This is a genomic window from Pseudomonas inefficax, from assembly GCF_032164165.1.
Lineage (GTDB): Bacteria > Pseudomonadota > Gammaproteobacteria > Pseudomonadales > Pseudomonadaceae > Aquipseudomonas > Aquipseudomonas inefficax.
In genome coordinates this window covers 4,711,190-4,722,625 of record NZ_CP134401.1, presented here as the reverse complement: position 1 = coordinate 4,722,625, position 11,436 = coordinate 4,711,190, and the positions used below count along the sequence as shown (strand labels likewise).

Here is an 11,436-nt window from a genome sequence, read left to right as displayed (position 1 = left end):
CCCCGTGATCAATGGCTATGCTCGGCCGAGCCCTTGCCCAGCTCGGACTTGAGGACAAAGCTGCCGGCAGCGGCCACCTGGGTTCCGGCGGCAAGGCCGGTGGTGATTTCCACCTGGCCGGCGTCGCGGCGGCCGGTCTTCACCGGGCGGGCCTCGAAGCCTTCCTCGGTACGGGCAAACACCACGGTCTGCTCCTCCCAGGTTTGCAGGGCGCTTTCCGGTACCACCACGGCGGCGTCGAAGCGTTCGACGCTGACCGCGATATTGACGAACAGGCCTGGGCGCCAGGCGCCGTTGGGGTTGGCCAGCGTGGCGCGGACAGTGGCGGCACGGTTCTGCTCGCCGAGCAGGCTGCCGACGTAGTTGACCTTGCCCTCGACCTGGGCGCCCAGGTCCGGCGCGCTGACCGTGACATTGCGGCCTGTGGTGACCTTGTCCAGGTCGCGCGGGGCGACGGCGAAAGTAGCCCAGACCCGGCTCAGGTCAGACAGGGTGAAGGCATTGCTGGTCTCATCGACCACCTCGCCTGCGGTCAGGTGTTTTTCCACCACCACGGCATCGAACGGCGCGCGCAGTTCATAGCGGTTGCCGGCGCCGGCCGGGCCCACGGCGGCGACCTTCTGCCGGGCGTTGGCCAAGGCAATCTCGGCTTCCTGCAACGCCTGACGAGCCTGCAGGTAATCCTGCTCGGCGCTGATGCGTTCCTGCCACAGCTGTTGTTCACGCTGGAAGGTCAGGCGCGCCAGTTCCAGGCGGCGCTGGGCAGCCTGCTGTTCGCTGCGCAAGTCGGAAATCTGCTGGCTGGCGATTACCGCCAGCACCTGACCACGCTTGACCGCCTGGCCCAGTTCGGCTTGCACCGACTCGACCACACCAGGCACGCGTGGCACGACGTGGGCGGTGCGGTCCTCGTCGAAGCGGATTTCACCCGGAAAGCTGATGGCGGTGCCCAGTTCACGAGGGCCGGCATCGGCCAATTGCACACCGGCGGCCTCGATCTGGGCGGTGGACAGGTGCAGCTTGCCCTCCTCCTCTTCGTGGCCTTCGCCAGTCTGTTGCTCGCCGTGGCCTTGGCTGTCTTCGCCGTGGTCATCGTGCCGGGTTTCAGTGCTCGACGCGTTGCCGAGGTTGCCGGTCCAGGCCAGGCCACCGAGGCCAAGCGCGGCGATGGCGGCAGCCAGAAGGGCTAGCTTGCGTGGATTAGTCATTGTTGCTCCTGCTGTTCAATTTGTTGCTCAGGCCATCGAGGTCGCCATAAATCCGCTCGACCTGCGCCCGCGCGTCGGTCGCAGTGGCCAGCGCCTCGAGGTACAGCCCGCGCGCCTCGATCAGCGTGCGCTGGGCGTCGAGTACATCGAGAAAGGCGAACTTGCCCATTTCGAAACCGCGTGTGGCGGTGTCCACGGCCTGCTGGGCAGAGGGCAGGATGGTGCGGTCATAGGCCTGCACTTCCTGCATGGCCGTGGCCCACTGGCTCACGGCGCTGCGGGTTTCACTGCGCAGGCGCAGCTCCACGGCGTTGCGCAGGTCACGCGCCTGGTCGGCGCGGCGGGCCGCGGCCAGCACGTTGCCCTGGTTACGGTCGAACAGCGGCAAGGGCATCGACAGGCCCACCACATTGACCCGCTCGCGGTCTTCGCGGCTGTACTGGCTGCCCAGGCTGACGGTGAGGTTGGGAATGCGCAGGGCCTTTTCCGAACCCAGGGACGCTTCGCCGCGCTCGACCTGGGCAGCGGCCAGGCGCCATTCGACTGTCTGCTCGACCTGGTCGAGCAGGCCGTCGGCGCTGGGCGCATCACCAGGGGACAGGTTGGCTGCCTGCAACTGGTCGAAGCTTGCCAGCGGGCTGCCGGTCAACCATGCCAAGGCCTGGTAGGCCACACTGCGCTGGGTTTGCGCACGACGCACTTCGGCCTGGGCTTGAGCCAGCTGCACCTGGGCCCGGGTGGCCTCAACGGGCGATGACTGGCCAGCGGTTACCCGCCCCTGCACCACCCGCAGTCCACGCTCGGTCAATGCCTGCGATTGCTGCGCCAGCTCCAGCGCGGTCTGTGCGCGCAGGGCCGCGTGAAAGGCCTGCACCACATCGGCGCGCAGGCCGTTGCGCTGGCGCTCCAGGTCAAGCTTGGCAATGGCTTGGCCGGCACCGGCCACGGCGACACGTGCGCCGCGCTTGCCGCCCAGCTCCAGCGGTTGGCTGAGAGTGACAGTGGTGGTGCCGGTGTCACGGCGGGTGTCCTCGACCTCCCAGGAAAGTTCCGGGTTGGGGATCAACCCGGCCTGGCGCCGCTCGCCATCGGCAATGCCGATTTCCCGGCCAGCCGCGGCCAGCTCCGGGTTCTGGGCAAAGGCGGCATCAAGCGCCTGGGGCAGGCTCAGGCTCTGGTTGCCCTGGGCGCTGGCGGCGCCGGCCAGCAACAGGCAGAGCAAGGCGGTCTTGCGGGGGATGGGCACGAAACAGGTCCTCGTCGGCGAGCTTTGGCGAGGGACTGTAGAAAGCCGTGCTTATCGGGGCGGTGGCGGGAAAATTACAATTTTGTAATTCAGCTGCTCCTACAGAGGGTGTGTTGAGGGTTCGATAATCGCCCACTTTCCGGGTGCAGCGGTTTAGTCCAATTGACTAAACTAACCAGGCGGTACAAAACTAAACGCATCCAACAACAACAAAGCGATGCCCGTCATGAAGCCCATTATTCTCGTGCTCAACGGCCCTAACCTGAACATGCTGGGCACCCGTGAGCCTGCCCAATACGGCTACGAAACCCTCGCCGACCTGGCCAAGGGCTGTGCCGATACCGCCCATGCCCACGGCCTGGAAATCGAGTTCCGTCAAACCAACCATGAGGGCGAACTGATCGACTGGATCCATGCCGCCCGTGGCCGCTGCGCCGGCATCGTGATCAACCCCGGTGCCTGGACTCACACTTCGGTGGCCATCCGCGATGCCCTGGTAGCCAGCGAAGTGCCGGTCATCGAAGTGCACCTGTCCAACGTGCACAAGCGCGAACCGTTCCGTCACCTGTCGTTCGTATCGTCCATCGCCGTCGGGGTCATCTGCGGCCTGGGCAGCCATGGCTACCGCATGGCCCTCAGCCACTTCGCCGAAATGCTGCAGGAGCACAGCGCATGAGCCAGCAAGCCATCCTCGCCGGCCTGATCGGCCGCGGCATCCAGCTTTCGCGCACCCCAGCCCTGCACGAGCACGAAGGTGATGCCCAGGCGCTGCGCTACTTGTATCGGCTGATCGATGCCGACCAGCTGCAACTGGACGACAGCGCCCTGCCCGGCTTGCTCGACGCGGCCCAGCACACCGGTTTCACCGGGCTCAACATCACCTACCCGTTCAAGCAGGCGATCCTGCCGTTGCTCGACGAACTGTCGGACGAAGCCCGCGGCATCGGCGCGGTGAACACCGTGGTGCTCAAGGACGGCAAGCGGGTTGGCCACAACACCGACTGCCTGGGCTTTGCCGAAGGCTTGCGCCGTGGCCTGCCGGATGTGGCACGGCGCCAGGTTGTGCAGATGGGTGCCGGTGGTGCAGGCTCGGCCGTCGCCCATGCCCTGCTGGGTGAAGGGGTCGAACGGCTGGTACTGTTCGAAGTGGACGCGGCCCGTGCGCAGGCCCTGGTGGACAACCTGAATGGCCATTTCGGTGCCGGGCGTGCCGTGGTCGGCACCGACCTGGCCACGGCCTTGGCCGAGGCGGACGGGCTGGTCAACACCACGCCGGTGGGCATGGCCAAGCTGCCGGGCACGCCGCTGCGGGTGGAGCTGCTGCATGCGCGCCTGTGGGTGGCGGAAATCATCTACTTCCCGCTGGAGACCGAACTGCTGCGCGCCGCCCGGGCACTGGGCTGCCGCACCCTGGATGGCAGCAACATGGCCGTGTTCCAGGCGGTTAAGGCGTTCGAACTGTTCAGCGGGCGACAGGCGGATGCGGCGCGGATGCAGGCGCATTTTGCCAGTTTCACCTGACAGATCGTTGTTGGATTCTTCGCGGGTGAACCCGCTCCCACAGGGATCGCACAGCTTGCAAGCGGTGCAGTACCTGTGGGAGCGGGTTCATCGAGTCGTCGAACCGCCGCGAAGAGGCCGGCACAGACCACTCACCCTTTCTCATCCAGCAACGCCTGTATAACCTGTTCCTGCCCACCATAATCCCCTTCGCCAAAGTGCACATGGCGCACCTGCCCTTTGCGGTCGACAAAGTAGTGTGCCGGCCAGAACTGGTTGCCCCAGGCGTTCCACACCTTGTAGTCGTTATCCACCGCCACCGGGTAACCGATCCCCAGCCTGGTCACCTTGTCACGCAAGGTGACCACATCGTGCTCGTAGTCGTATTCCGGGGTGTGCACGCCGACCACCACCAGGCCCTGGTCGGCATAGCGCCGCGCCCATTCGTTCACATGCGGCAGGCTGCGTCGGCAGTTGATGCAGTCCCAGGTCCAGAAGTCCACCAGCACCACCTTGCCCTTGAGCCCGGGGCCATCCAGCGGCGCCGAGTTCAGCCACTGGCTGGCGCCCGACAGCGACGGCATGGCACCGTAGCTGTCGCGGGCCATCAGGTGCCCGGCCAGGCCCAGGCCGGCCAGCACCACCGCAATTCCGCCAACCAACAAGCGGCGATCAATTTTCATGGCAACCGCCGGTGGCGTAGGTACGATACTGCACGCTCTGCTGCTGGCCCTTGGAGTCGAGGTAGTCCATGCGGGTATTCACCAGGCCGCAGGCGTCGCTCTGGTCATCCTGTATCGACAGCACTTTCTTCACGTCCAGGTGATCACCGTAGCGGTACTGCATGACCCCGGTGTCGTCCATCGGCATGGTGGAGGCCTGGGCGGCAATGGCGCCGATGCTGAGCACGGCGAACAGACTGGCACGGGCGAAGGTTTTGAAGTTCATGGCATCTCTCCTGTGTAACGCTTGAGGGTGGGGAGTCGTGCTCCCCGGTCGAGAGCCATTTCACGCCGGCCAGGTATCCCGCATGTGTCGCCCGAAGCTGTGATGTGCTTCCTCCTGTGTCTGTACACGAGCGAGATACACTGCAATACAAAGCCCCGCAGGCAAGCGCGAACGCGCTCGGTACACTGCGCCCATCCCTTTTGCACAGGAACGCAGCGCATGGAACATGTCGATCACATTCTGATCGTCGACGACGACCGCGAAATCCGCGAACTGGTCGGCAACTACCTGAAGAAGAACGGCCTGCGCACCAGCATCGTCGCCGACGGCCGGCAGATGCGTGCCTTTCTCGAAGCCAACAGCGTGGACCTGATCGTCCTCGACATCATGATGCCCGGCGACGATGGCCTGCTGTTGTGCCGCGAGCTGCGCGCCGGCAAGCACCGCAATACCCCGGTGCTGATGCTGACCGCCCGCAACGACGAAACCGACCGTATCATCGGCCTGGAAATGGGCGCCGACGATTACCTGACCAAGCCGTTCTCGGCCCGCGAACTGCTGGCCCGTATCAACGCCGTGCTGCGCCGCACGCGCATGCTGCCGCCCAACCTGACCATCAGCGAAAGCAGCCGCCTGCTCGGCTTTGGCCAGTGGCGGCTGGACACCACCGCGCGCCACCTGCTCGACAGCGAAGGCACCCTGGTAGCCCTGAGTGGTGCCGAATACCGCCTGCTACGGGTGTTTCTCGACCACCCGCAGCGGGTACTCAGCCGTGAGCAGTTGCTCAACCTGACCCAGGGCCGCGAAGCCGACATTTTCGACCGTTCCATCGACCTGCTGGTCAGCCGCCTGCGCCAGCGCCTGGGTGACGACGCCCGCGAGCCCAGCTGCATCAAGACCGTGCGCAGCGAGGGCTACGTATTCTCGCTGCCGGTGCAACTGCTCGAGTCGCCATCATGAAGTGGCCGCGTACCCTGGCCTCGCGCCTGGCACTGATCTTCTTCACCGGCCTGGTGCTGGCCTACGGCCTGTCGTTCGGCCTGCAGGCGTACGAGCGCTACATCAGCAGCCGCTCGATGATGCTCAGCACCCTGGAGCAGGACGTGGCCACCTCGGTGGCCATCCTCGATCGCCTGCCCGCGGCCGAACGCGCCGCCTGGTTGCCGCGCCTGGAGCGGCGTACCTACCGCTACCGGCTGGACCAGGGCCTGGCGGGCGAAGCCATGCCGACCAGCGACCCGCCCATGGCCGCCGACTCGATCGTCAAGGCCATTGGTGCCGACTATCGCCTGTCCTTCCAGGAAATCCCCGGCCCGAATGCGCACTTCCAGGCACACCTGACACTGGCCGATGGTGCACCGCTGACCATCGACGTAACCCCATCGCCGGTCCCTGTGGCACGTTGGCTGCCCGTGGTGTTGCTGATCCAGTTGGCCGTGCTGTTGCTGTGCACCTGGCTGGCGGTACGCCTGGCGATCGGCCCGCTGACCCGCCTGGCCCGCGCGGTGGACAACCTCGACCCGGACAAGCCTGGCGTGCAACTGGATGAAAGCGGCCCGCGCGAGGTGCGCTACGCCGCCGCGGCCTTCAACGCCCTGCAGGCGCGCATCGCTGCCTATCTCAAGGAACGCATGCAATTGCTGGCGGCCATTTCCCACGACCTGCAAACGCCGATCACGCGCATGAAGCTGCGTGTCGAAGTGATGGACGAAGGGGTGGAAAAAGACAAGCTGTGGAGCGACCTTGGCGAGATGGAACACCTGGTGCGTGAAGGCGTGGCCTATGCCCGCAGCATGGACACCAGCACAGAGGCACCGTGCCGGGTCAACCTCGATGCATTCCTCGACAGCCTGGTGTTCGACTATCAGGACAGTGGCGCCCAGGTCGAGCGCCATGGCAGCAGCGGCAGCCTGCTGGAAACCCGCCCGCATGCCCTGCGCCGGGTGCTGGTGAATCTGGTGGACAACGCCCTGAAGTTTGCCGGCGCTGCCGAACTGGAAGTATGCCGCGAGGGTGACATGACCGTGATCCGCGTGCTCGACAACGGGCCAGGTATACCCGGTGGCGAACTGGATGAAGTGCTCAAGCCGTTCTATCGCGTGGAAGGCTCACGCAACCGCAGCACCGGCGGTACCGGGCTGGGGTTGGCGATTGCCCATCAGCTGATCCAGGCCATGGGCGGTCGGCTGACCCTGAGTAACCGGGCAAGCGGCGGGCTGTGCGCGCAGATCGAACTCAAATGAATGGCTCGCAGTCCTTTGTAGGAGCGGCGTCTGAGCGCTTTCTACAATCCGATACACAACCCCACCACCGCCGACACACTGCAGATACCCCACCCCGACACACTCCCGGTTACATAACCACACCCCGGGAGCCTCCCTGATGAAACCCCTCACCCTTCCCTCCGGCTGGAGGCTGTTCGCCACGCTCGCCGGCCTGACCCTGGCGATGACCGCCGTGGTGCTGGCCAGCCAACCTGATCCGGACGGCCTGCGCAGCGCAATCCGTGCCACTGCGCGCAGCTCCTTCGCGCTATTCCTGCTGGCCTTCCTGGCCTCGTCGCTGGTGATCTTGCTGCCAGGCACCAGCAGCCGCCGCATCCTGCAGGAACGGCGCTACCTGGGGTTGGCATTCGCCTTTTCCCACACCGTGCATGGGGTACTGATCTACCGCTACGCCCAGCAATTCCCCGAGCTGTTCTGGGCCGGCCGCACGCTCACTTCCAGCCTGCCCGGCACCCTTGGCTACCTGTTCCTGCTGCTACTCACCATCACCTCGTTCAAGGCCCCCATGCGCCTGTTGGGTGGCCGCGCCTGGCAGGCCCTGCACAGCACCGGCATGTGGGTACTGGCCGCGGTGTTCTGCCTGTCGTTCTACAAACGCATCCCCATGGGGGGCTGGTACCCGCTGGCGTTCGCCCTGATGTTCAGCGCCATCGCCGTCAAGCTCACCGCCAAGCTGGCCCGCCAGCAACGCCGTAACGCACGTGCCCTTCCTGAAGAGAGAAAACCAGCATGACCACCTTGACCCGCACCCTGACCACCTTCGACCGTTTCGGTATCTGGAGCGCCGACCTGCCGTTGCGGCTGTTCCTGGCCTGGGAATTTTTCGAATCCGGCTGGGAGAAATTCAATGGCAGCAACTGGTTCGCCGACCTGCAAGCGAACTTCCCGTTCCCCTTCAACCTGCTGCCTGCAGAGCTGAACTGGCAGCTGTCGATGTGGGCGGAGCTGACCCTGCCGTTACTGCTGTTGCTGGGGCTGGGTACCCGGCTGGCCTCATTGGGGCTGATGGTGGTGACCGTTGTGGCGATCGCCGCGGTGCATTGGCCGGCGCACTGGTCGAGCCTGGCCGAGCTGGCCCAAGGGTATGCGATTACCGACCAGGGCTTTGGCAACTTCAAGTTGCCGCTGATCTACCTGGTGGCGTTGCTGCCACTGCTGCTGAAAGGGGCTGGGCGGTTGAGCCTGGATCATTGGCTCAGAGGGCGGTTCGCCAAGTGATATAGCCGGGGGCTGCTTTGCAGGCCATCGCGACACAAGGCCGCTGCTACAGGGATCGCGTACCTCTGTAGGAGCGGCCTTGTGTCGCGATAGGGGCGCAAGGCGCCCCCCGTGCCGCACTCAACATGTACCGACGATAACCCCCTGCTCGCGCAATCCCTCCAGCAACGCCAACCCCTCTTCCACACCACCTCCCAGCGCCTCCAACCGCGCCCGCCCACTGCCCTGCTCCAGTGCCAGCAACCGGTACGCCAGCGGCGCCAGGCGCGCGAAGCGCACCTTCAACTGCCCATCGCGATAAACCAGCAACAAGGTCGGCGCCGCTGGCGCGACCGCTGGCTGGTAATCCGCCCCGATACGTTCCACCGGCCAACGATAGGCCAACACCCGCGCCACGCACGACAACAGCGGCTCCCCTTCCAGCAGGTCGCCTGCCGGGTCATGGGCCGGGTCTTCGGCATCGCTCAGATACAACTGCGCCTCGACCCACTCATAGTGCGCCAGCTCCAGCTGCCAGGGCGCATCCAGTTCGATACCTTGCAGGTAATCGACGAACGCTTGGGCAATCTCGGTAAACAACGGTGTCTGGCTGCGATAGTTGGCATAGAAATCTCGCACTCGGGCATGCCAGCGCTGCTCGCCCAATGCCTGGCGCATCACCGGAAAACTGCCGGCCAGCAAACCTTCGATAGCACCATAGAACAATTCGCGGTATATCTTCAGGCGGCGGGCCTCCACGCCCGGCGGCGGTGCATGCCGCTGCGGGTCACGCAGGTACCGGGCCAAGGTGTACTGCTGCTCTCGCAAGGTCTCATTCATTTGCCTGCCCTCCCGAGGTTCTTTGCACTGCACGAATGCGCGCCGTTTCGGCAAGCAGTTCGGCCAGCGGCGGGTAGTTGAAATCACGTTCGAGCACGGTCGGTTGCACACCGAAGCGCGCACAGGCGACCGCGTACAACGCCCACACATCTTCCTTCACCGCAGCCCCGTGGGTGTCTACCTTGAGGTCCGGCGCTTCATCGTAATGGCCAGCCACGTGCATGCCGGTCACCCGCGACAGCGGCAAGCCGGCAAGGAATTCGCGGGCGTCGTAACCGTGGTTGCAGGCATTGACGAAGACGTTGTTGACGTCCAGCAGCAGGTCGCAATCGGCCTCATCGAGTACCGCACGGATGAACTCGAGTTCGCTCATCGCCTGGTACGGCGCGGCGTAGTAGCTGATGTTTTCCACGGCAATACGCCGCTCCAGGTATTCCTGGGCCTGGCGAATCCGCGCGGCTACATGGCGCACCGCTTCGTCGGTGAATGGAATGGGCATCAGGTCGTACAGGTGCCCGTCATCGCTGCAATAGCTCAGGTGCTCGCTGTACAGACGCACCTGGTGGCGATCGAGAAACTGGCGGGTCTGGCCAAGGAAATGGCGGTCCAGCGGCTCGCTGCCACCCAGCGACAACGACAGCCCGTGGCAGGTAATGGCAAAACGCTCGGCCAACTGCGGCAGGCCCTTGCCATAGGCACCACCCACGGCAATCCAGTTTTCCGGTGCGCATTCGAGAAAGTCCACGGTGCCAGGTTCCAGGGCCAGCAGTTCCGGCAACAGGCCACGGCGCAGGCCAAGCCCTGCCTGTAAGGGAACAGAGGATAAAGATGTGGGGTGCATGAACAGCTCTCCGCAACAGGCACAACGCCCCGCCTGACCAGCAGGAGGGGCGTTGCGCGGTTCATGGGGTAGAAGGTCAGGACTTGCCAGTCAGGTGGCTGAACAAGCCTTCGGGCATGGCCTTGCCATTGGCCTGGTAGATCGCCTTGAGGTGATCCGCGGCCTCCTGTTCGGAGATGAAGCCATCATGGTTGCTGTCGATCTTGTCGAAGTCGCCGGCACGGTCCTTGGCCACCGCCAGGAACTCGTCGCGCGAGACCTTGCCGTCGTGGTTGCTGTCGGTCTTGGCGAACGAGGCATCACCACACTTGCCCTCGCCACACTTGCCTTCGGTACCGGCCTTGGCGCTGGCGCCGCATTTGCCCTCACCGCATTTGCCTTCGCCTTGGGAGGCCTTGGCGCTGCCACCACATTTGCCCTCACCACACTTGCCCTCGCCGGCCACCTTGGCCGAAGCCAGCTGGTAACCCTGGGCCAACGGCTCGACGGCGAAGGCGCTGCTGCTCAATGCCATGCTGCCGATCAGGGCTGCGCCGAGCAGGCCGAGAGTGTTTCGTACTTGAGTCATGGTGTCGCTCCACTGTGGTTGGAATGTGGAGCCATTAGGCCGTTGCGGTATGTCGTGGATGTATCGCGCGGGATGCAGTTTTGTATGGGAATGGGTCTGCGGCGTGGGCAGATACAGAGGGATACACAGCGGCCCCAAGGTGCGTTGGGGCCGTTGTGCCGGGTCAGTCTTCCAGCGGCTTGGGTGGCGCGGCCGGCTTGGCGGGTTTGGCAGGCTTGCTGTCCTTGGCTTTTGCTTCCGGTACCGCGGCAGCCACAGGCTCGGGTGCCGTCACGGCCTTTTCGCTGGCAGGCAGTTCATCGACCGCCTTCAAGATCACCTGCGGATCGATGGCTCCGCCCTCCTCGTCGTCCTTGAGCATGTGCCGCTCGCCGTCCTTGCCCACCAGGATCACCTTGGTGCCTTTGCTGGCACCCAGCTTCAACTCGCGGATCAGGGCCATGGTGGTCTGCTGCTCGAGGTTCTTGTCCTCACGCTTGCCCATCATGTTGGCAACGCTGTAGAGCACCAGATTGCGCTCTTTGAAGGCGGCCTGGGTGGCCGGGTCCTTGAGGGCCTCGTTCAACCCCCGCAACGTCGGGTCGGCGCTGCTGGGCGCAATGACAACCAAGGGCCTGGCCTTGCCCAGTTCCTTGGCCAGCGGCGCGTCACTGTCGGCGGCAAACACAGGGCCGACAAGCGCGAGCAAGGTGGCGAGGGTCAATGACCGGACGAGCATGCGTATCTCCTTATTCTCTCGATAAACCAGAAGACTACAGATCAGAGCGAAAGATCCGACGAGCGAGCGTAAACCACCCAGAGGC

The 11,436-nt window shown here is 64.7% G+C and carries 14 protein-coding genes; 6 read left to right on the top strand and 8 right to left on the bottom strand.

Translation table 11 applies throughout. The features are described from left to right. Window positions 1–8: 8 nt before the first annotated feature. Together RIN61_RS21355 and RIN61_RS21350 are read right to left on the bottom strand one after the other, a co-directional pair. A complete protein-coding gene (locus tag RIN61_RS21355; protein ID WP_313853898.1) occupies window positions 9–1,208 on the bottom strand; it encodes an efflux RND transporter periplasmic adaptor subunit in 1,200 nt (399 codons plus the stop codon). Beyond that, window positions 1,201–2,454 (bottom strand): TolC family protein, encoded by a 1,254-nt coding sequence (locus RIN61_RS21350; RefSeq protein ID WP_313853896.1) that lies wholly within the window; start codon window positions 2,452–2,454, stop codon window positions 1,201–1,203. The genes RIN61_RS21355 and RIN61_RS21350 overlap by 8 nt, the downstream gene beginning before the upstream one ends. A 226-nt stretch (window positions 2,455–2,680) precedes the next feature. Between RIN61_RS21350 and aroQ the strand changes: the two genes are divergently transcribed. After that, complete coding sequence (aroQ, locus tag RIN61_RS21345) at window positions 2,681–3,130, top strand: type II 3-dehydroquinate dehydratase (RefSeq protein ID WP_112252393.1); 450 nt, start codon at window positions 2,681–2,683, stop codon at window positions 3,128–3,130. Then, window positions 3,127–3,975: a shikimate dehydrogenase gene (locus tag RIN61_RS21340; protein ID WP_313853894.1), complete on the top strand. Its 849-nt coding sequence runs from the start codon at window positions 3,127–3,129 to the stop codon at window positions 3,973–3,975. Before aroQ ends, RIN61_RS21340 begins: the two co-directional genes overlap by 4 nt. Window positions 3,976–4,106: 131 nt before the next feature. On the opposite strand, the gene RIN61_RS21335 is transcribed toward RIN61_RS21340, so the two are convergent. Both RIN61_RS21335 and RIN61_RS21330 read right to left on the bottom strand, forming a co-directional pair. Next, entirely contained in the window at window positions 4,107–4,637 is a 531-nt protein-coding gene (locus tag RIN61_RS21335) for a thioredoxin family protein (RefSeq protein WP_112252391.1), read from the bottom strand. Beyond that, complete coding sequence (locus RIN61_RS21330) at window positions 4,627–4,902, bottom strand: DUF2790 domain-containing protein (protein WP_112252390.1); 276 nt, start codon at window positions 4,900–4,902, stop codon at window positions 4,627–4,629. The genes RIN61_RS21335 and RIN61_RS21330 overlap by 11 nt, the downstream gene beginning before the upstream one ends. Window positions 4,903–5,121: 219 nt before the next feature. Between RIN61_RS21330 and RIN61_RS21325 the strand changes: the two genes are divergently transcribed. The 4 genes from RIN61_RS21325 (at window position 5,122) to RIN61_RS21310 (ending at window position 8,405) form a co-directional block, all read left to right on the top strand. Continuing rightward, window positions 5,122–5,862 carry a response regulator gene (locus RIN61_RS21325; protein WP_003250463.1) on the top strand — a complete coding sequence of 247 codons (741 nt, stop codon included), beginning with the start codon at window positions 5,122–5,124 and terminating at the stop codon, window positions 5,860–5,862. After that, entirely contained in the window at window positions 5,859–7,145 is a 1,287-nt protein-coding gene (locus RIN61_RS21320; RefSeq protein WP_112252389.1) for a sensor histidine kinase, read from the top strand. Before RIN61_RS21325 ends, RIN61_RS21320 begins: the two co-directional genes overlap by 4 nt. Window positions 7,146–7,284: 139 nt before the next feature. Beyond that, window positions 7,285–7,920, top strand: coding sequence for a ferric reductase-like transmembrane domain-containing protein (locus RIN61_RS21315; RefSeq protein WP_112252388.1), 636 nt, complete (start codon window positions 7,285–7,287; stop codon window positions 7,918–7,920). Beyond that, complete coding sequence (locus tag RIN61_RS21310) at window positions 7,917–8,405, top strand: HvfX family Cu-binding RiPP maturation protein (RefSeq protein ID WP_112252387.1); 489 nt, start codon at window positions 7,917–7,919, stop codon at window positions 8,403–8,405. Before RIN61_RS21315 ends, RIN61_RS21310 begins: the two co-directional genes overlap by 4 nt. Before the next feature lie 120 nt (window positions 8,406–8,525). Here the strand turns inward: RIN61_RS21310 and RIN61_RS21305 are convergent, their stop codons facing one another. The 4 genes from RIN61_RS21305 to RIN61_RS21290 all read right to left on the bottom strand — a co-directional run bounded on the left by RIN61_RS21305 (window position 8,526) and on the right by RIN61_RS21290 (window position 11,351). Continuing rightward, complete coding sequence (locus RIN61_RS21305) at window positions 8,526–9,224, bottom strand: HvfC family RiPP maturation protein (protein WP_112252386.1); 699 nt, start codon at window positions 9,222–9,224, stop codon at window positions 8,526–8,528. Next, the gene (locus tag RIN61_RS21300) at window positions 9,217–10,065 is read right to left on the bottom strand and encodes an HvfB family MNIO-type RiPP peptide maturase (protein WP_112252385.1); all 849 of its coding nucleotides are present in this window, start codon (window positions 10,063–10,065) and stop codon (window positions 9,217–9,219) included. Before RIN61_RS21300 ends, RIN61_RS21305 begins: the two co-directional genes overlap by 8 nt. A 76-nt stretch (window positions 10,066–10,141) precedes the next feature. Then, complete coding sequence (locus RIN61_RS21295) at window positions 10,142–10,633, bottom strand: HvfA family oxazolone/thioamide-modified RiPP metallophore (protein ID WP_112252384.1); 492 nt, start codon at window positions 10,631–10,633, stop codon at window positions 10,142–10,144. 163 nt (window positions 10,634–10,796) lie between these two features. Continuing rightward, entirely contained in the window at window positions 10,797–11,351 is a 555-nt protein-coding gene (locus RIN61_RS21290; RefSeq protein ID WP_112252383.1) for a DUF4174 domain-containing protein, read from the bottom strand. Between the last annotated feature and the right edge of the window lie 85 nt (window positions 11,352–11,436).

Bases quoted from the DNA above. Each gene is read 5' to 3' on its own strand.
- RIN61_RS21335 (WP_112252391.1), bottom strand. From the start codon at position 4,637: ATGAAAATTGATCGCCGCTTGTTGGTTGGCGGAATTGCGGTGGTGCTG.
- RIN61_RS21290 (WP_112252383.1), bottom strand. From the start codon at position 11,351: ATGCTCGTCCGGTCATTGACCCTCGCCACCTTGCTCGCGCTTGTCGGC.
- RIN61_RS21300 (WP_112252385.1), bottom strand. From the start codon at position 10,065: ATGCACCCCACATCTTTATCCTCTGTTCCCTTACAGGCAGGGCTTGGC.
- RIN61_RS21305 (WP_112252386.1), bottom strand. From the start codon at position 9,224: ATGAATGAGACCTTGCGAGAGCAGCAGTACACCTTGGCCCGGTACCTG.
- RIN61_RS21340 (WP_313853894.1), top strand. From the start codon at position 3,127: ATGAGCCAGCAAGCCATCCTCGCCGGCCTGATCGGCCGCGGCATCCAG.
- RIN61_RS21320 (WP_112252389.1), top strand. From the start codon at position 5,859: ATGAAGTGGCCGCGTACCCTGGCCTCGCGCCTGGCACTGATCTTCTTC.
- RIN61_RS21330 (WP_112252390.1), bottom strand. From the start codon at position 4,902: ATGAACTTCAAAACCTTCGCCCGTGCCAGTCTGTTCGCCGTGCTCAGC.
- RIN61_RS21315 (WP_112252388.1), top strand. From the start codon at position 7,285: ATGAAACCCCTCACCCTTCCCTCCGGCTGGAGGCTGTTCGCCACGCTC.
- RIN61_RS21325 (WP_003250463.1), top strand. From the start codon at position 5,122: ATGGAACATGTCGATCACATTCTGATCGTCGACGACGACCGCGAAATC.
- RIN61_RS21310 (WP_112252387.1), top strand. From the start codon at position 7,917: ATGACCACCTTGACCCGCACCCTGACCACCTTCGACCGTTTCGGTATC.
- RIN61_RS21295 (WP_112252384.1), bottom strand. From the start codon at position 10,633: ATGACTCAAGTACGAAACACTCTCGGCCTGCTCGGCGCAGCCCTGATC.
- RIN61_RS21355 (WP_313853898.1), bottom strand. From the start codon at position 1,208: ATGACTAATCCACGCAAGCTAGCCCTTCTGGCTGCCGCCATCGCCGCG.
- aroQ (WP_112252393.1), top strand. From the start codon at position 2,681: ATGAAGCCCATTATTCTCGTGCTCAACGGCCCTAACCTGAACATGCTG.